At 67.4% G+C, this 18196-nt stretch carries 20 protein-coding genes; 6 read left to right on the top strand and 14 right to left on the bottom strand.

The genetic code is table 11. From position 1 onward, the window contains the following. Nucleotides 1-196: 196 nt before the first annotated feature. Genes JNB_RS16680 through JNB_RS16670 form a run of 3 tightly spaced genes read right to left on the bottom strand, consistent with a single transcriptional unit; the run spans nucleotide 197 to nucleotide 3716 of the window. Nucleotides 197-1036 (bottom strand): TatD family hydrolase, encoded by an 840-nt coding sequence (locus tag JNB_RS16680; protein WP_009777692.1) that lies wholly within the window; start codon nucleotides 1034-1036, stop codon nucleotides 197-199. Nucleotides 1037-1054: 18 nt separating this feature from the next. Beyond that, nucleotides 1055-2860 carry a methionine--tRNA ligase gene (metG, locus tag JNB_RS16675; RefSeq protein WP_009777691.1) on the bottom strand — a complete coding sequence of 602 codons (1806 nt, stop codon included), beginning with the start codon at nucleotides 2858-2860 and terminating at the stop codon, nucleotides 1055-1057. A 46-nt stretch (nucleotides 2861-2906) separates the two neighbouring features. Next, complete coding sequence (locus tag JNB_RS16670; protein ID WP_009777690.1) at nucleotides 2907-3716, bottom strand: siderophore-interacting protein; 810 nt, start codon at nucleotides 3714-3716, stop codon at nucleotides 2907-2909. A 125-nt stretch (nucleotides 3717-3841) separates the two neighbouring features. Here JNB_RS16670 and JNB_RS16665 point away from each other — a divergent pair, with 125 nt between their 5' ends. Next, nucleotides 3842-5011: an RtcB family protein gene (locus JNB_RS16665; RefSeq protein WP_009777689.1), complete on the top strand. Its 1170-nt coding sequence runs from the start codon at nucleotides 3842-3844 to the stop codon at nucleotides 5009-5011. A 152-nt stretch (nucleotides 5012-5163) separates the two neighbouring features. Further along, nucleotides 5164-5781 (top strand): DUF4126 domain-containing protein, encoded by a 618-nt coding sequence (locus tag JNB_RS16660; RefSeq protein ID WP_009777688.1) that lies wholly within the window; start codon nucleotides 5164-5166, stop codon nucleotides 5779-5781. Between the two features lie 34 nt (nucleotides 5782-5815). Here JNB_RS16660 and JNB_RS20670 read toward each other — a convergent pair whose 3' ends face one another. Further along, the gene (locus JNB_RS20670) at nucleotides 5816-6475 is read right to left on the bottom strand and encodes a TetR/AcrR family transcriptional regulator (protein ID WP_009777687.1); all 660 of its coding nucleotides are present in this window, start codon (nucleotides 6473-6475) and stop codon (nucleotides 5816-5818) included. 58 nt (nucleotides 6476-6533) lie between these two features. Here JNB_RS20670 and JNB_RS16650 point away from each other — a divergent pair, with 58 nt between their 5' ends. Beyond that, entirely contained in the window at nucleotides 6534-6722 is a 189-nt protein-coding gene (locus JNB_RS16650) for a hypothetical protein (protein WP_009777686.1), read from the top strand. A 41-nt stretch (nucleotides 6723-6763) separates the two neighbouring features. Continuing rightward, nucleotides 6764-7507, top strand: a complete 744-nt coding sequence (locus tag JNB_RS16645) for a CPBP family intramembrane glutamic endopeptidase (protein ID WP_009777685.1) — start codon at nucleotides 6764-6766, stop codon at nucleotides 7505-7507. A 64-nt stretch (nucleotides 7508-7571) separates the two neighbouring features. Here JNB_RS16645 and JNB_RS20665 read toward each other — a convergent pair whose 3' ends face one another. From JNB_RS20665 to JNB_RS22030, 8 genes are all read right to left on the bottom strand, one after another. After that, nucleotides 7572-7820: a hypothetical protein gene (locus JNB_RS20665; protein ID WP_009777684.1), complete on the bottom strand. Its 249-nt coding sequence runs from the start codon at nucleotides 7818-7820 to the stop codon at nucleotides 7572-7574. 27 nt (nucleotides 7821-7847) lie between these two features. Continuing rightward, nucleotides 7848-8531, bottom strand: coding sequence for a hypothetical protein (locus JNB_RS16640; RefSeq protein WP_148232483.1), 684 nt, complete (start codon nucleotides 8529-8531; stop codon nucleotides 7848-7850). A gap of 148 nt (nucleotides 8532-8679) precedes the next feature. Then, nucleotides 8680-9423: a succinate dehydrogenase/fumarate reductase iron-sulfur subunit gene (locus JNB_RS16635; RefSeq protein ID WP_009777682.1), complete on the bottom strand. Its 744-nt coding sequence runs from the start codon at nucleotides 9421-9423 to the stop codon at nucleotides 8680-8682. Beyond that, complete coding sequence (locus tag JNB_RS16630) at nucleotides 9423-11450, bottom strand: fumarate reductase/succinate dehydrogenase flavoprotein subunit (protein ID WP_040885117.1); 2028 nt, start codon at nucleotides 11448-11450, stop codon at nucleotides 9423-9425. Before JNB_RS16630 ends, JNB_RS16635 begins: the two co-directional genes overlap by 1 nt. A gap of 14 nt (nucleotides 11451-11464) precedes the next feature. Then, nucleotides 11465-12172 (bottom strand): succinate dehydrogenase cytochrome b subunit, encoded by a 708-nt coding sequence (locus JNB_RS16625; protein WP_009777680.1) that lies wholly within the window; start codon nucleotides 12170-12172, stop codon nucleotides 11465-11467. Between the two features lie 113 nt (nucleotides 12173-12285). Next, entirely contained in the window at nucleotides 12286-13152 is an 867-nt protein-coding gene (locus tag JNB_RS16620; protein ID WP_009777679.1) for an aldo/keto reductase, read from the bottom strand. Between the two features lie 78 nt (nucleotides 13153-13230). Next, on the bottom strand, nucleotides 13231-13776 hold the full coding sequence (locus tag JNB_RS22190) for an IS110 family transposase (RefSeq protein WP_009777678.1): 546 nt from the start codon (nucleotides 13774-13776) through the stop codon (nucleotides 13231-13233). Nucleotides 13777-13971: 195 nt separating this feature from the next. Beyond that, nucleotides 13972-14436, bottom strand: coding sequence for an IS110 family transposase (locus tag JNB_RS22030; protein ID WP_237700683.1), 465 nt, complete (start codon nucleotides 14434-14436; stop codon nucleotides 13972-13974). A gap of 246 nt (nucleotides 14437-14682) precedes the next feature. Here JNB_RS22030 and JNB_RS16610 point away from each other — a divergent pair, with 246 nt between their 5' ends. Next, nucleotides 14683-15021: a TraR/DksA C4-type zinc finger protein gene (locus JNB_RS16610; protein ID WP_009777676.1), complete on the top strand. Its 339-nt coding sequence runs from the start codon at nucleotides 14683-14685 to the stop codon at nucleotides 15019-15021. Between the two features lie 76 nt (nucleotides 15022-15097). Here the strand turns inward: JNB_RS16610 and rsmI are convergent, their stop codons facing one another. Then, nucleotides 15098-15946, bottom strand: coding sequence for a 16S rRNA (cytidine(1402)-2'-O)-methyltransferase (rsmI, locus tag JNB_RS16605; RefSeq protein ID WP_009777675.1), 849 nt, complete (start codon nucleotides 15944-15946; stop codon nucleotides 15098-15100). Between the two features lie 51 nt (nucleotides 15947-15997). Here rsmI and JNB_RS16600 point away from each other — a divergent pair, with 51 nt between their 5' ends. After that, on the top strand, nucleotides 15998-17551 hold the full coding sequence (locus tag JNB_RS16600; RefSeq protein WP_009777674.1) for a dolichyl-phosphate-mannose--protein mannosyltransferase: 1554 nt from the start codon (nucleotides 15998-16000) through the stop codon (nucleotides 17549-17551). Between the two features lie 6 nt (nucleotides 17552-17557). On the opposite strand, the gene JNB_RS16595 is transcribed toward JNB_RS16600, so the two are convergent. Continuing rightward, nucleotides 17558-18103, bottom strand: a complete 546-nt coding sequence (locus JNB_RS16595) for a GNAT family N-acetyltransferase (protein ID WP_009777673.1) — start codon at nucleotides 18101-18103, stop codon at nucleotides 17558-17560. Nucleotides 18104-18196 lie beyond the last annotated feature (93 nt).

Genomic DNA, 18196 nt, shown 5'->3' with positions numbered 1-18196 from the left:
CACAGGGGAAGAGTCCCGACAACAGGAGAGCGAGGTCCACGCGGCATCACACCGGCGTCCTCGCCCCTTGCTTTCACCCGGAGCCCAGCTCCGGCCAACCCATCAACCATCCCGACAAACAGGGCAAAGGTCAAATTTTGGTAACGGTGACCCCCGCCACCTTGTCACCACAGGGACGCGTGTGACTCATGAGGCGTCACCACGGACCGTAGACGCGCTCCGAGTTCGTCGACAGCGCTTCGCAGAGCGTCGGGACGGCCACACCGAGGGTCGCCGCCATCGCACGGACGGTCAGCGGCACGAGGTGCGGAGCGTTCACGGCACCGCGCCACGGGTGCGGGGTCAGGTAGGGCGCGTCCGTCTCGACGAGCAGTCGATCGAGGGGCGTGTTGGACAGCGCATCACGCAGGCCGTGGGCGTTCTTGAAGGTGATGGTCCCGGCGAACGAGAGGTAGTAGCCGCGTTCGACGCACTCCTGCGCCATCGTCAGGTCACCCGAAAAGCAGTGCAGCACAGTCGATTTCGGCGCGCCCTCCTCTTCGAGAATGCGCAGCACGTCGTCGTGGGCGTCGCGGTCGTGGATCTGCAGCGCCTTGCCGAGCCGCTTGGCCAGGTCGATGTGCCAACGGAAGCTGTCCTGCTGCACCGGTCGCCCCTCGGGGCCGGTGCGGAAGTAGTCGAGGCCGGTCTCGCCGATGACTCGCACCCTGGGGTGCCCGGCGAGTTCTTCGATCTCTGCGTATGCCGCGTCGAGACTTCCGCTGTCGGCCAGCCCGGGCACCTCGTTGGGGTGCAGGGCCACTCCCCCGAGCATTGCGGGGTGGGTGTCGATCATCTCGATGGTCGCGCGGGCCCCGGGGAGGTCACAGCCGATCTGGACGACGCGGTCGACGCCGACCGCCTTGGCCCTGGCCAGGGCGGCAGCGACGTCGACGGGGTGACCATCACGCTCGATGTCGAGGTGCGTGTGGTTGTCGACGACCGCGATGGGCAGCGGATCGGGCAGGTCGGGAACGCCCCTGGTCGACTCGCTCATGACGGACTCACAACGCGCTCACGACTGCTGGAGCCGCTCGAGCTCCTCGTCGACGACCGACTCGTCGAGCTTGACGAAGACGCCGGTGGGCTTGGCGATGGGCGCGCCGACGGCCACCGGACGGGACTCCCAGCGCGGCGTGGCGCTGTAGTCGCCGGTGATGATCGGGTAGCTGCGGTCCTTGTCGCCCTCGTCGAGCCCGTGGACGTCCTCGATCACCGGCATCGGCGTGAACTCGCCCTCGCCGCCGATGAAGGCGTGAACCCGGTTGGAGGCGTGCGGGAGGAACGGCGCGAGGATCGTGTTGAGGTCGCTGACGCACTGGATGAGCGTGTGCAGGACCGTTGCGAGGCGCTCGCGCTGGTCGTCGCCCTTGAGCTTGAACGGCTCGGTGTCGGTGACGTACTTGTTGACGTCGCCGACCGCTCGCATGGCTTCGTTGACCGCTGCCTTGATGCGCTGCTTGGCGAGGAGGTCACCCACGGTGTCGAACGCTGCGAGCGTCGCGGCGCGCACGGCCTCGTCGACCGGCTCGAGCGGGCCCGGCTGCGGGATCTCACCGAAGCTCTTGGCGATCATGGCGCCGGTCCGATTGACGAGGTTGCCCCAGCCCGCGACGAGCTCGGAGTTGTTGCGCTGCACGAACTCGGCCCAGGTGAAGTTGCTGTCCTGGTTCTCCGGGCCGGCCGCGCAGATGAAGTAGCGAATCGGGTCGGGGCCGTAGCGCTCGAGGACGTCGCGGATGTAGATGACGTGGCCACGACTGGAGCTGAACTGCTTGCCCTCCATCGTGAGGTACTCGCTGCTCACGACCTCGGTCGGAAGGCCGAGCACACCGAAAGTGCCGGGCTCCCCGCCCTTGTCACCGCGGCCGGCATACGCAAGAAGTTCTGCGGGCCAGATCTGCGAGTGGAAGGTGATGTTGTCCTTGCCCATGAAGTAGTACGACAGGGCTTCCGGGTCGTTCCACCACTCGCGCCAGCGCTCGGGGTCACCCTGGCGGCGCGCCCACTCGACCGACGCGGAGAGGTAGCCGATGACGGCGTCGAACCAGACGTAGAGGCGCTTGGCGCTCTGGTCCTCCCAGCCCTCGAGCGGCACGGGGATGCCCCAGTCGATGTCGCGGGTCATCGCGCGCGGGCGGATCTCCTCGAGGATGTTGAGGCTGAACTTGATGACGTTGGGTCGCCACGTGCCACTCGCCTCACGACCCTCCAGCCATTCACGCAGGGCTACGGCGAGCGCCGGAAGGTCGAGGAAGAAGTGCTGCGTCTCGATGAACTCCGGTGTCTCGCCGTTGATCTTGGACTTCGGGTCGATGAGATCGGTGGGCTCGAGCTGGTTGCCGCAGTTGTCGCACTGGTCGCCGCGGGCCTCGGTGTAGCCACAGATCGGGCAGGTGCCCTCGATGTAGCGGTCGGGCAGGGTGCGTCCCGTGCTCGGGCTGATGGCGCCGCGGGTCGTCTGCTCGATCATGTAGCCGTTGGTGTGGACCTGCTTGAACAGCTCCTGCGCGACGGAGTAGTGGTTGGTCGTCGTCGTGCGCGTGTAGAGGTCGTAGGCGCAGCCGAGGTCAGCGAGCTCGTTGGCGATGATCGCGTGGTTCTTGTCGACCAGCTCCTGCGGCGTGACGCCCTGCTGGTCGGCGAGGACGAGGATCGGGGTGCCGTGCTCGTCGGAGCCACTGACCATGAGCACGTCGTGTCCGGCCATCCGCATGTAGCGGCTGAAGACGTCGGAGGGGACACCGAACCCGGCCACGTGGCCGAGGTGGCGCGGACCGTTGGCGTACGGCCAGGCGACAGCAGACAGGATTTTGCTCACCCGTGAATCCTAGGCGGCGCACGCAACCCGGTTTGCCGCCGTCCGCTCAGGTCGCGCTCTCTGCTGCGGCCAGCTCGGCCTTCCAGTCGCGGAAGCCCTCCTCGGTGCGGCCCAGCCGCCAGTAGCCCGAGATCGACACCTGCTCGCGCGTCAGTGCTCGCTCGCGCAGGAGGTAGGGGCGGATGCCGTGCATGACCGCATTGCCCTCGCCGTGGATGAAGACGTCGACGCGACCCTCCGGCCACTCGAGTGCCCGGACAGCTTCGACGAGGTCTCCCCCGGTCTCGCGATGGACGAAGGTCACTTCGGCGCCGGACGGAAGGGGCAGTGGCAACTCGTGCTCGGCGTTGTCGACGAGCACCACGACGCGGGCGATGGCGTCGGCAGGCAGGTCGGCAAGAGCCGCGGTGATGGCCGGAGCGGCCGACTCGTCACCGGCGAACAGGAACCAGTCGGCGGTCGGGTCCGGCCGGTAGCCACCGCCCGGACCGTTGGCGAGCAAGGTGTCGCCCGGTTGGGCAGCAGCGGCCCACGGCCCAGCGATTCCCTCGTCGCCGTGGATCACGAAGTCGATGGCCAACGTTCCGGCCGCAACATCGGGAAAGAGAGCCGTGTAGGTCCGCACGACCGGCATGTCCTCGGGAGGGATCGTCCCGCGCAGGGCCTTCATGTCGAGAGGCTGCGGGTAGTCGACGCCCGGCTTGGGGAAGACGAGCTTCACGTAACGGTCGGTCGACTCGTTGCCCTCGAACGCCGACAGGTCGTCGCTGTGGAACCACAGCCGTCGCAGACGTGGGGTGAGTTGCTCGGAGCTGGTGACAGTGAGGTGGGTGGACACACCCCAACTCTGCATCATTCACACCGCTGCGCCATTAATCGTTCGCACCAGCTGTCGGGCACCTGTCAGGCTTCCCGACGGCCCGCAGCCAACAACGGCACTGCGGGTGACACACATCCACACGACGCCCCAGGAGGTGCGCGATGAAGCAGATCACCCCCCGGCTCATGAACTGGGCCTCAATCCTCGAACCCTCGACCCAGGAGCAGGCGGAGCGCACCTCCGAACTGCCTTTCGTGTTCCCGCACCTCGCGCTCATGCCTGATGCCCACCTCGGTCTCGGGGCGACGGTCGGCTCGGTCATCCCGACCGAACGGGCCATCATCCCGGCAGCGGTCGGCGTCGACATCGGCTGCGGCATGATCGCCGTCCTCACGCAGTTCACCGCTGCGGACCTGGCGGGCCGGTCACTCACTCCCCTGCGGGAGGCGATCGAACGGTCCATCCCGCTGTCGGCGGGCGCGGCGAACAAGAAGATCGTCGCGACCGCAGAGCCGCGGACTGCCGAGCTCGAGGGCATGGCCGTCGAGGCCGGCTTCAGCCCGGATCAGCGGGCCGGGCGGTGGCGGGAACAGCTCGGCACACTGGGATCGGGCAACCACTTTGTCGAAGTCAGCCTCGACGAGCAGGACCGGGCCTGGGCCTTCCTCCACTCCGGTTCACGGGGGGTCGGCAACAAGATCGCGCAGCACCACATCGCGATCGCCCGGCAGCTCATGGACCGGTACTGGATCACCCTCCAGGACAGGGACCTCGCCTACCTCGTCGAGGGGACGGACGAGTTCTGGGCCTACATCCGGGAACTCCGGTGGGCCCAGCACTACGCCCTGCTCAACCGGGAGGAAATGATGGATCGGGTCCTGCGGCAGCTCGGCGACTTCGTCGGGACACCGGTGGAGGAGCAGGAACGGGTCAACTGCCACCACAACTTCACCCAGCAGGAGAAGCACTGGGGCAAGGAGCTGTGGGTGTCCCGGAAGGGCGCCATCGAGGCGAAGGTCGGCCAGCTCGGCCTCATCCCCGGCTCGATGGGCACGCGGTCCTACGTCGTCGAAGGTCTCGGCAACGCGATGTCGCTCAACTCGGCACCCCACGGTGCCGGTCGGATGTTCTCGCGGAGCAAGGCACGCAAGACGTTCTCCCGGGACGAACTGCGGGAGGCGATGGTGGGCATCGAGTACAAGGACTCGGACGCGTTCATCGACGAGATCCCGGGCGCCTACAAGGACATCGACCAGGTCATGGCAGACGCCGCTGACCTGGTCAAGGTCCGGCACACGCTGCGGCAGATCGTCAACGTCAAGGGCGACTGACTGACAGCAACACACGCGTATGCCGTGTGGTCCCGATTGCGGGACCACACGGCATACGCGTCGGGTGCGCGTGAAACCCGAGTGGCGCGCGCGAATCGAGTAGACATGTCCTGACGGTGCCGACGCCCGGCACGAACTCAGGAGGTCGACACGTGATCGCCGCACTCACCGGCATGGGGCTGTCCGCTGCGGCTGGCCTCAACGCCTACATCCCGTTCATGATCGTCGCGCTCATCGCCCGCTTCACCGACGTCATCACGCTGCCCTCGAGCTTCCAGTGGATCGAGTCGCCGTGGGCCATTGGCGTCGGCGCGCTCCTGCTCCTCACCGAGCTCGTCCTCGACAAGATCCCTGCGGTGGACACCGTCAACGACGCGATCCAGACGTTCATCCGGCCGAGCATGGGCGGGCTGATCTTCGCGGCGACGAACGCCGCTGAGTCGCTCGACAAGTCGACGTGGATGGGCGACAACCCGTGGATCGGCGTCGTCCTCGGCATCGTCGTGTCCGGACTCGTCCATTCGGGCAAGATGGCCGCGCGGCCCGCGATCAACGTGGGGACCCTGGGCGTCGGTGCACCGCTGGTCTCAACGGCGGAGGACGGGGCATCACTGGGCCTGTCGCTCGTCGCGATCTTCATCCCCATCCTCGTGATCTTTGCCCTGATCGCGCTGGCCTGGTTCCTCGTGTGGATGTGGCTCAAGGTCCGCAAGTGGAAGAAAAGGCGACTCGAGCGCGGCGGGCCCGACGCGGCATACCCGCGTCCGTGACATCGCGAACGGGCACGCGCCCCGCAAGATGAGGTCAGCGGTCGGCGTGCAGCCCGCGCACGAGCATGGGCACGGCGGCCCTGACGAAGTCCTCCCGCTTGTCCTCCGACATCCGGGTCGCCGAGCCGAGCACTCCCTCGAGGGCAGCGACGGCGACGGATGCTCGGATCCCTGAATCGGGGCTTCCGCCAGCCTCGGAGATGCCGGCGACGAGCGTGTCGAGCCCGGCGCGCCAGTTCTGGAAGACCTTCATGAGCTCGGGGCGCCGCACGGCTTCGAGCGAGAGCTCGCCCTGCGTGCGGACGACCTGGGGTCGGTCCAGCCAACGCAGGAGCAGGTCGGTGGCCTCGGTGGCCAGGGCGTCGGTGTCGTCGGCATGGGTGGACGCGAGCGTCGCCATCTCGTCGACATCACGCGACATGCTCGCGGCGACGTGCTCCGCCAGACCGATGAGCAGCGCCTCGCGAGAACGGAAGTAGGCCGAGCATGTGCCCTCGGGCAGGCCGGCGCGGGCGTCGACCGAGCGGTGGGTGAGCCCCCGCAGCCCCAGGTCGGCCACGACCTCGACAGCGGCCTCGAGCAGCTCGGCCCGCCGCCCCGTTGCGGCAGGGGTCTCACGTGAGGTCATCCCGTCATTGTGCCGGTCGCGGGCTCGGCGCACCGGGTGGACCTCGAGGGCGACCCCGACTTGCATCGTGATTTTCTACAGATGTAGAGTCTTCTACAGACGTAGAAACGAAAGGAGGCCCACCATGGGCCAGCTCACCGATCTCTCGATCATCACCACCTACCTCACCGTCCTCGTCGCCGTCGCCGGCGTCCTCGTCGTCGGTCTCACCGCGTTCGCCGGAGTCCCCGCACTCCTCGAGTCACGCACCGTCCGTCGCAGCCGTCAGCTCAGCATCCCGGCGTTCTACTTCCACACCGCTGCCGCGCACTGACCTCACAGCACATCCCGAGAGGCGCGCCATAGGCTGACGTCATGCGCCGCCAACACCTCGTCGAGACGTGGTTGGTGCTCGGTGTCTCACTCGGGGCCTCGGCCATCTGGAGCGCGCTGTCGCTCATTCGCAAGCTCACCGCCCAGGTGGCCCTGAGCCAGCAGACGACCGCGATGAACTCCTCGGTCACGCCCGACCGACCCTGGCTCGACCTGGCGTATCAGCTCGTCGGGATCGCCCTGGCCCTCGTGCCGGTTGCGCTGGCCCTGCACCTGCTGTCGCGCGATGACGTGCGCGCCCGCTTCACCATCGGCTGGGACCTGACCCAGCCCGCCCGCGACGTCGTGCGCGGACTCGGTCTCGCGGCTCTCGTCGGGATTCCCGGACTCGGCCTGTATGCCGTGGCGCGGGCTCTCGATCTCAACACCACCATCGCTGCGGCGAACCTCACCGACGTGTGGTGGGCAGTGCCCGTGCTGGTGCTCGCCGCCGCACAGAACGCCATCCTCGAAGAGGTGGTGATGATCGGCTACCTGTTCACCCGGTGGTCGCAGGCTGGCTGGTCGACGGGACGAATCATGGTGTCCTCAGCGCTGATTCGCGGTTCGTATCATCTTTATCAGGGCTTCGGTGGCTTCGTCGGCAACGCGATCATGGGGCTGCTGTTCGGCTGGATCTACACCAGGACCAAGCGTGTCGGCCCGCTCGTGGTCGCCCACACGATCCTCGATGTCGTCGCGTTCGTGGGTTACGCCCTCCTCAAGGACCACCTCAGCTGGCTCTGAGCTCGTCGCGGTCCACCGGTCGGGGCTTCTGTGACGAGTCGGGGGTGCGGGAGGCCCCGAGTCGTCACGCAACCCCCGACTCGTCCCCGTGGTCCAGCCACGTCGAGCGCCGCTCGGGCCGAACGCCCTTCTCGGCGAGGATCGCGAGCAGCTGCTGGGGATACAGGAGATTGGCCCACACCCAGCGCGCCACCTGCGTCTTGCGCCGGAGCCGGTCTTCGCGCTTCTTCTCCGCCCACAGCACCCGCCCTGCCTCCTCGTGGTCGGCGCCGGGTGGCACGCGGTACTTGGTCCGGCCGTCGAACTCCCCCACCGCCTGCTCCCACCAGAAGTCGACGTCTCAGATGAGCCCTTCGTCGTCGGTGAACGACACCTGCAACCTCGGCTTCGGGATCCGCAGGCGGAACATCTGCACCCGCGAAAGGCTCTCCCCCGGCGACATGCTCAGTCCGTCGGCGAGCCCGACCACCGTCTGCGCGAGTGCCCGCCCAGAAGCTCGAGCGGGCACGCGGGCAAGCTCCTCCGCGAGATCCGCGCGAGTGCACAGGCTCTGCCTCAGGCAGTAGTCAGCGGCAGTCACGGCATCGTCCAAGCTGCCGTATCGAGCAAGGTCGATCACCGTGCGAGCTGGTGGCGTCACGAGTATCCCCTGCACGAGCACACACTCCGCCTCCCCACCGAGAAGGGGGCGCAGCACCGAAGAGCCGCTGACCCCTCGGCGGGTCACCAGATGCCGCACGGTGGTGGGCCAGCGGCTGATCCGAGGAACGCCCAGGACCGCGGCCGCTGACTCGCAGGCGAGCTGCAGCGACTCGCCATTGCGATGGCTGAGCGCCGTGGCGTGCACGAAGGCGGCGTGCCGGTCGACTGGGGAAAGGGTCGCGAAGTTCGACTCCGGCAGCCACACGCCCGTCCGGATCTGTTGCCACCCTCCGCGGCTCGGCTCGGTCCCGACGTGCCGCAGATCGGCGGTCCGGCGCAATTGGCTCGGGTCGAAGGGTGGATGGCGAGGCGGTCCAAGCATCACCCGAGGATGGCAGGATCCCGCGATCTCGCCCCGCGGTTATCCCCAAGGGCCGCAGCTGTAGCCACCAGTCGGGGGTTGCGTGACGAGTCGGGCCCTGCGGAGCCCCCGACTGGTCACAGAACCCCCGACTGGTCGGGCAGGTGGGTCAGTGGCCGTTCTTGAGGGCCGTGCGCAGGTCCTTGTTGAGCTGGCTGATGACGTCCTGCGGGATGCCCTTGGGGCAGGCGCTCGAGCATGCACCGATGTTGGTGCAGCCGCCGAAGCCCTCGTGGTCGTGTTGGTTGACCATGGAGACGACGCGGGCGTCGCGCTCGGGCTGGCCCTGGGGAAGCTCACCGAGGTGGGTGATCTTGGCGCCCATGAAGAGCATGCCGCTGGCGTTGGGGCAGGCCGCGACGCACGCGCCACAGCCGATGCACTCAGCTGCCATGAACGCACGGTCGGCCTTGTCCTTGGGGACGGGCGCGGCGTGGGCGTCGGGGGCCGAACCCGTGTTGGCGGAGATGTAGCCACCGGACTGGATGATGCGGTCGAACGCGCCACGGTCGACGACGAGGTCGCGGATGATCGGGAACGCCTCGGCTCGCCACGGCTCGACGGTGATGGTCTCGCCGTCCTTGAACGAGCGCATGTGCAGCTGGCAGGTCGTGGTCTTCTCGGGGCCGTGCGCGTGGCCGGAGATCATCAGGCCACACATGCCGCAGATGCCCTCACGACAGTCGCTGTCGAACGCGATCGGCTCGTCGCCCTTGGCGTTGAGCGTCTCGTTGAGGACGTCGAGCATCTCGAGGAACGACATGTCGGGGCTGATGTCCGACACCTGGTAGGTGACGAGGCCGCCCTGGTCGTTCGGGCCGGTCTGACGCCAGATCTTGAGAGTGAGGTCCATTACTTGTAGCTCCGCTGCTTCAGCTCGATGAACTCGTACACGAGGTCTTCCTTGTGCAGGATGGGCGCGCCCATTCCGGCGCCGACCCCTTCCGTCTCGCTGGGAGGAGTGAACTCCCAGGCCGCGACGTAGGCGAACTCGTCGTCGTGACGCAGCGCCTCACCGTCCTCGGTCTGCGACTCCTCCCGGAAGTGACCGCCGCAGGACTCGCGACGGTGCAGGGCGTCGATGCACATGAGCTCGCCCAGCTCGAGGAAGTCGGCAACGCGGCCGGCCTTCTCGAGGGACTGGTTGAGGGTGTCGGCTGCACCGAGAACGCGCACGTTGCGCCAGAACTCCGCACGCAGGCCCTTGATGAGGTCGATGGCCTTGCGCAGACCTTCCTCGGAACGCTCCATGCCGCAGTACTCCCACATGATGTGGCCGAGCTCGCGGTGGAAGGAGTCGACGCTGCGCTCACCGTTGACGGCGAGGAGGCGCTGGGTGCGCTCCTCAACCTCGGCGCGCGCGGCCACGACGGACGGGCTGTCCTCGGTGAGCTCGCTCGGCTTCACCTTGGCGAGGTAGTCGCGGATCGTGTTGGGCAGGACGAAGTAGCCGTCGGCGAGGCCCTGCATGAGAGCCGAAGCACCCAGACGGTTGGCGCCGTGGTCGGAGAAGTTGGCCTCACCGGCGACGAACAGGCCGGGGATCGAGGACGACAGGTCGTAGTCGACCCAGAGGCCACCCATGACGTAGTGAACGGCCGGGTAGATGCGCATCGGCGTCTCGTACGGGTTCTCGCCGGTGATCCGGGCGTACATGTCGAAGAGGTTGCCGTACTTCTCCTCGACGGCCGGACGACCCAGACGCTTGATGGCGTCGGCGAAGTCGAGATAGACGCCACGGCGGAAGTCAGCGACGACGGGACCGACACCGCGGCCCTCGTCGCAGACGTTCTTGGCCTGGCGCGACGCGATGTCACGGGGCACGAGGTTGCCGAACGCCGGGTAGATCCGCTCGAGGTAGTAGTCGCGGTCGTCCTCGGCGATCTCGTTGGCCGGCTTGTCGCAGTCCTCGCGACGCTTCGGCACCCAGATGCGACCGTCGTTGCGCAGCGACTCCGACATGAGGGTCAGCTTGGACTGGTGCTCGCCGGAGACCGGGATGCAGGTCGGGTGGATCTGCGTGTAGCAGGGGTTGGCCATGTGGGCACCCTTGCGGTGCGCACGCCAGGACGCGGTGACGTTGGAGCCCATCGCGTTGGTGGAGAGGAAGAAGACGTTGCCGTAGCCACCGGAGGCGAGCACGACGGCGTCGGCGAGGTGGGTCTCGATCTCACCGGTGACGAGGTCACGGACGATGACGCCGCGGGCCCGACGGTCCGCGCCCTCACCGTCGACGATGACCTCGAGCATCTCGTGGCGGGTGAACTGCTCGACGGTCTTGGCTGCGACCTGGCGCTCGAGCGCCTGGTACGCACCGATCAACAGCTGCTGGCCCGTCTGGCCGCGCGCATAGAAGGTGCGCGACACCTGGACACCACCGAAGGAGCGGTTGTCGAGCAGGCCGCCGTACTCACGGGCGAAGGGCACACCCTGCGCGACGCACTGGTCGATGATGTTGGCGCTGACCTCGGCGAGACGGTAGACGTTGTCCTCGCGGGAGCGGTAGTCGCCGCCCTTGACCGTGTCGTAGAAGAGGCGCTGGACGGAGTCGCCGTCCTCCTTGTAGTTCTTCGCGGCGTTGATGCCGCCTTGCGCTGCGATGGAGTGCGCCCGACGCGGGGAGTCCTGGAAACAGAAGGACTTCACGTGGTAGCCGGCCTCGCCGAGCGTGGCAGCAGCCGCGCCGCCCGCGAGTCCGGTGCCGACGATGATGACCGACATCTTGCGGCGGTTCGCCGGGTTGACGAGGGCCGCCTCGAACTTGCGGCGGGTCCACTTCTTGTCGATGGGGCCATCGGGCGCCTTGTGGTCCGCAATCGGCGAACCCTCGGTGTAGAGCCCCTGGACGAGACCGGTTGAGCCGGCGTTCTTCTCAGTCATGTTCTGCGACACCTTCAGTCGATCAGGCCGAATGCGATGGACAGCGGCGGGATGAGGAACCCGACGACGATGAGGGCCGCGACGGCGAGGCCGATCGTCTTGGCGCGGGCGTGCGCCTTGGGGGATCCGGTCCAGCCGAGGGTCTGCTGCGCGCTGTAGACGCCGTGCTTGAGGTGCATGAAGAGCGCGATCATCGCGAGAACGTAGATCAGCGTCATCCACGGCACCTGGAAGCTCGCGACCACGAGCTCGTAGGGGTTCTGGGTGATGTTGGAGCCCTGCTTCTCGCTGTTCGGCGAGATCTTGATGATCGTGAAGTGCAGGAGGTGCCACACGATGAAGACGAGCAGGAAGACACCGCCCCAGCGCATCCACTTCGAGGTCGCGGCCGTCTTGACGGCGGCGTACTTCGTGCGGCGCGCTTCGCCAGCGCGACTCCAGAGCTTGAACGCGGCATACACGTGGCCGACGATCGAGAGCAGGAGGACGACACGCACGATCCAGAGCAGGCCGCCGTAGGGAAGCATCGGCGTGAGGAACGTCCGCAGGTGCTCTGCGTACTCGTTGAAACCCTCCTCTCCCGTCAGGGCCTTGAGGTTTCCGTACATGTGCAGAAGCAGGTATCCAACGAAGACCAGGCCGGTCACTGCCATGAGCAGCTTGAGCGCGATCGTCGTGCCCCGCGCAGTGGTCCCGCGCGGAGTGAGAGTCGTCGTGGGCATGGACGAAACGTACCTCGCGCCGGGCGGACGGACACGCTCAGGCAGACCTAACTCACGTGTGAGATATGCACGTTACTGACGCGTATGCCGTCCGCCCGCGCGTAGGGGCTGGCTCAGCCGTCGAGGCGGGCCAGCTCGTCGGCGCTCAGCTCGAGGTCAGCGGCGGCCGCCGAGTCGGTGATCGACTGCGGACGCTTGGCGCCGGGGATCGGGATGACGACCGGGGACTGGGCCAGCTCCCACGCGAGGGCGACCTGCTGGGCGCTGACGCCTCGCGCCGTGGCGACCTCGGCGAAGACTGGGAAGGTCTCGGCGAGGTCCTTGGCACCGCCGAGGCCGCCGAGCGGGCTCCACGGGAGGAAGGCCAGCCCCAGCTCCTCACAGACGTCGATCTCCGGACGACTGCTGCGGAAGGCCGGGCTGAACTGGTTCTGGACGCTCACGAGCGAGTCGCCGAGAACCGCGTGGGCAGCACGGATCTGGTCGGGGTTGGCGTTGGAGAGTCCGACCTTGGCGACCTTGCCGCTGTCGGCGATCTCCTTGACCGTGCCGATGACCTCGTCGTAGGGCACGGCCGGGTCGGGGCGGTGGTGCTGCCACAGGGCGATCTGGTCGACGCCGAGCCTGCCCAGGCTGTCATCGACGGCCCGACGCAGGTGCTCGGCGGAGCTGTCGAGACCCCAGTCGCCGCCGTCGGTGCGCACGTGACCACCCTTGGTGGCGAGGAGCACCTGGTCGCGCACCCCGAGCTCGTCGAGGATCGACGCGATGAGCCGCTCGTTCTCGCCCTGCGCTCCGGCGCCCTTCTCCTCGCCGGGACCGTAGGCGTCGGCGGTGTCGAGCAGGGTCACCCCGGCGTCGAGCGCGGCGCGGACGGTGTCGAGCAGCTGCTGTCGGGGTTGGGTCCCACTCTGGTCGAACGTCATCAGGCCCAGCCCGATGGCGCCGACCCGGATGTCTCCTACGTTGCGTGTCTGCATCGACCCAACCTATCGACGGTGCCTGACAGAGCTCCGAGCGGCGTATGCCGTCCGCTCGCGTTGAAGCTCCTATGTCTGTCAAGCGGTATTGAGCCACTCGCGGTAGCGGTTAACGACTTCTGGAGTGATGTGCAGCCCTCGCTCGGTTCGGCTGATGGTTATCGTTGCTAGGCCAAGTGCGTGGGCTGCTGCTGCGAGGGTGATGTTCTTGGCCTGCCTGGTGGGGCGCAGGTCGTGGACGCCGAGGTCCTCGTGTGGCCGCGTGAGTTGCTTAAACATTTCCCGGGCGATGGCGCGTTTGAGGAGCCGCAGGATCTCTGGCGTGGACCGGCCGCGGTCACGCTGTCGCTGTACGAAGGCCTTGGTGGGCGGGTGGTTCCTGAGCCGTGCCATCGCGATGGTGTGCAATGCGTTGTTTGCGCGTCGGTCACCCCCGCGTGACAACCGGTGGCGTGTGGTCTTGCCTGACGAGGCCGGGACGGGCGCGGTGCCACAGAGCGCGGCGAACGAAGCCTCACTGCGCAGCCTGTCGGGGTTGCCGCCGGCGGTGATGAGCAGTTGTGCCGCGGTGGTGTTCCCAACGCCGTGGAGGTGCAGTAGATGGGGCGCGGCCCTTTCGATCATTGTGGTCCAGTTCGGTGTCGAGTTCGCTGATCTCTCGGGTCAGGCTCTGGTGGCGGCGCGCGAGGGACTTCAATGCGGTCAGGACCAGACGTTCTTCGAGATCTGGGTGCACGCTGGGGCGGCAGGCTGCGAGCGTCTGGATCAGGCGTGCCGCGGTGAGGTTGCGATATTTTTCCCGCAGGTCGGCCGGGGACGTCACCAGTTGGTGGCGAATCTGGACTGTGCTGCTGCTCTGGCTTTGACAGCTGAGCGCCGAGCATTGTGTAGAGCGCGAAGCGCGGTGATGTCCGCTGACTTCGCTGCCGCGGTTGCCCTACCGCTCAACATGGCCTGGGCCGCCTGGTAGGCATCCAACGGATCCGACTTGCCCTCGCGCCGGCGTACCGCCCGCTCAGGCCGCACCACCTCGAAGACCGCGATGCCCGCCTCACCGGCCGCTCGAGTGATACCCACTCCATACGAACTGGTGCCCTCAATCCCGATCCCCACCACCTCACCTCGACCGGTCAGGAACGCCAGGGCCTGCCGATACCCCGAAGGCGTCGTGGGGAACTCCTGGTCACCCAACTGCCTCCCCCACGAGTCAACAGCCGCGACGTGGATGGTGTCGGCGTGGGTGTCAACGCCTCCCACAAGCGTTCCGGGCTCGAGATTTGTCACTGTCATGATGGAAAGTGCCTTCCGTGTCGATTCGGTTGGTCGACGCCGGTCGGGCGAGCAGACAGGACACTGATGAGGCTTCGCCAGGCTCTTATGAGGTCATGTCCGCCCGGCCTGCGCGCGGGACCCCGAGAGTCAGGCGGTCCAGTTGATGGTCAAGCCAGCAGGCCGACAGTCAGTGCCAGAGTCATGACCCTCGGGGCAACAAACATCATCAGTGTCGGTGCTCGCTGACACGATGCGGTGGTGGAGGAGACCAGCCGTGTTCTCGAGCTGGACCGTCGGGCGACGCTCGAGCGGTTGGCTGCCCTGACCGACGACTTCGACCGGATCGTCGACAGCTCGCGTGACAGCAACGCCGACGACGAACACGACCCAGAGGGCGCCACGATTGCGTACGAACGGTCCCAGGTCGATGCCCTCATCCACCAGGCACGAGTCCAGCTCGCCGAGATCGAGGCAGCCCTCGTCCGGGTTTCGACCGACACCTACGGAAGGTGCGAGAAGTGCGGGCATCCCATCCCGAAGGCCCGTCTCGAGGCGCGACCCACAGCCCGAACCTGCGTCACCTGCCCGACCCCCTGATTTCGACTTCGTGCCCGGTACGGACAGGAGGAGCGCAGCGACGAGTGTCCGTACCGGGCACGAAGTCGGTCTTGGGTCAGGGCTTCTGGGCGGCGAGGGCGGCGTTGTAGAGGGCTGACCTGGACAGGCCGGTGGCCGAGGCGACGTCGGCGCACACGTCCTTGAGGCGTTCACCCGCCGCGACCCGGTCGAGGATCGAGGTCAGATTGCTCTCGACATCGCCCGCCACGGCGGCAGCCCCGGCCACCACCACCGTGATCTCGCCACGCACCCCGTCATCGGCCCAGGCGACGAGCTCCACCAAGGAACCCCGCCGGACCTCCTCATACGTCTTGGTCAGCTCACGACACACGGCGGCTCGACGGTCCCCGCCGAACGCCTCCTCCATCGCAGCCAACGACTTGGCGATACGGTGCGGCGCCTCGAAGAAGACCATCGTCCGCTGCTCCGTGGCTAGACCCTTCAACGCACGCAACCGCTCGCCACCCTTGCGCGGCAGGAACCCCTCGAAGCAGAACCGGTCGACCGGCAGCCCCGACACCGCGAGCGCCATCAGCACCGCTGACGGTCCCGGCACGCAGGTCACCCGAATGTCGATCCCGACCGCAGCGGAGACCAGGCGGTACCCCGGGTCGGAGACGGACGGCATACCCGCATCGGTCACGACGAGAACGCGCGCGCCCTCGCGAAGTCTCTCGACGAGATCTGCGGTCCGGGACGCCTCGTTGTGCTCGTGATAGCTGATGACCCTGCCCACAGGGTTGACGTCGAGGGCCTGACAGAGCCGCCTCAGCCGGCGCGTGTCCTCGGCGGCGATGACGTCGGCAGTGGCCAGTTCGTCGGCCAGCCGGGGAGCCGCATCACGAGGATCCCCGATGGGCGTTGCCGCGAGGACAAGAACTCCGTCACGCGGCTCATCAGTCATGTCGCGATCCTCCCACGGGGTTTCCCAAGGAGCGTTGCCTACGATGGCCCGGTGACCCGGACCGACGAGCTGCGCGAACGCCTGCTCGGGACAACTCCCACTGACCGCGTCTGGGGTTGGGTCGGGCCACTGTTCATCGCGGCGATCGGCGGGTTCCTCCGCTTCTGGCACCTCGACCGGCCGCATTCGCTGGTCTTCGACGAGACGTACTACGTCAAGCAGGGCTGGTCACTGATCCAGCACGGCGTCGAGATGCGCGTCGAGGGCAAGAACGAGGACGCCGACAAGCTCTGGAACGCCGGCAACGTCAACGTCTTCAGCGACCAGGGCGACATGGTCGTGCACCCGCCCGTCGGCAAGTGGCTCATCGGCGCCGGCGAGTGGCTCTTCGGTCCGCAGAGCTCGTTCGGGTGGCGCTTCGCCGTCGCCGCCCTCGGGACACTCTCGATCCTCATCGTCGGTCGCGTCGCCCGGCGCATGTTCGGCTCGACGCTTCTCGGCTGCATCGCGGCACTGCTGCTGGCGGTCGAGGGCACGCACTTCGCGATGTCACGCACCGGCATCCTCGACATGATCGTGTCGTTCTTCGCGCTGGCGGGGTTCGCCGCGCTCGTCGTCGACCGGGACAAGAGCCGCGAGAAACTCGCGCGGATCGTCGGAGGGCAGGCACCCGGCATACCCCTCCGACACGGACCGTGGCTGGGAGTCCGGCCCTGGCGCTGGCTTGCGGGGCTCTCGCTCGGGTTGTGCCTCTCCACGAAGTGGTCCGGCCTGTTCTTCCTCGCGGTCTTCGGCCTGATGACCGTGCTGTGGGACATGGGCGCTCGGCGTGCGGTCGGAGTGCGGCCGTGGGTGCGTGAAGGGCTTTTCAAGGACGGCCCGTATGCCGCGGTGCAGTTGGTCGTGACCTCCGCCGTCGTCTATGTCGCGTCGTGGTCAGGCTGGTTCGCGTCGTCGAACGGCTACCACCGGCAGTGGAACACCTTCCATCCCGGCGAGGGAATCCAGTGGCTGCCGGCGGTGCTGCGCAACTTCGTGAAGTACCACCAGGACATGTGGGACTTCAACACCACGCTGTCGACGCCGCACTCCTACTCGTCGAACCCGTGGGGCTGGATGATCCAGGCGCGGCCGACGTCGTTCTTCTACGAGGGCACCAAGCGCGGCGAGGGGTCATGCACCGTCGACTCCTGCTCGCAGGCCGTGCACACGATCGGCACCGTGTCGGTGTGGTGGGTCGGGATCGTGGCGCTGCTGGTGTGCGCGTTCTACTGGGTCGCGCGTCGGGACTGGCGAGCCGGAGCCGTGCTGGCTGGGATGCTCGCGGGATATGCGCCGTGGTTCATGTACCAGCACCGCACCATCTATGCGTTCTACTCGGTGGCCTTCGAGCCGTGGGTGATCCTGGGGCTCACGTTCTGCGCGGGGTTGGTGCTCGGCGGGCGCTCGGCGACACGGGAGCGGCGGCGGATCGGCGCGATCGTCGTCGGTGGCTATCTGCTCGTGACGATCGGGTTGTTCGCGTGGTTCTACCCGATCTACTCGGCGCAGGTCGTGCCGTACTCGCACTGGCTGCGGCTCATGTGGTTCCCCTCCTGGATCTGAGGTCCTTCAGTCGGAGCGCAGCCGGGAGTGCAGGTGTTCGTCGTGCAGGAGTCCGTCCCCGAATCGGTAGGACTGGCGTGAGGTGCCCTCGATGACGAACCCGGCCGCCAGCGCCACGCGACACGAACCCTCGTTCTCGACGGCGTGGAGCAATTGGACGCGCACGAGACCAACAGTCTCGAAGGCAAAGGTGACGGCGGCGCGGACGGACAGCACGGCATACCCGCGATCGCGAGCCCACGGCGCGGTCCAGTAGCCGATCTCCGCGTTCACGTTGGCGGCATCGATGTGGTGCAGGGACACGTAGCCGACGAGACGGCCAGCGGCGCCCGCCTGCGCGACGACCCACGATGCGTGGGTGCCCTCGCTCCAGTCGTTGCGAGCCGTGACGAACTCTGCGACGTCCCGGTCGCTGGCAAGTTGCGGGTTCCAGAGGCGGACGTCGGGATACGCGAACGAGCTCTGGAGGTCGGCGTGATCCGCCTCCAGGAACTCACGCAGCACCAGACCTTCTGCGGTGAGGCGGACTGGCGCTCGTTGCAGCGTGACCATGGGCTCAGGCTACGGCCGTGGCGGATCGCCAGTCCCGCCCCATCGGCGCACCGGCGCAGGTCCACTGACCTGTCAGTGCACGTACCTATCGTG

This window comes from Janibacter sp. HTCC2649, assembly GCF_000152705.1.
Lineage (GTDB): Bacteria > Actinomycetota > Actinomycetes > Actinomycetales > Dermatophilaceae > Knoellia.
This window is presented reverse-complemented; position numbering and strand designations above follow the sequence as displayed.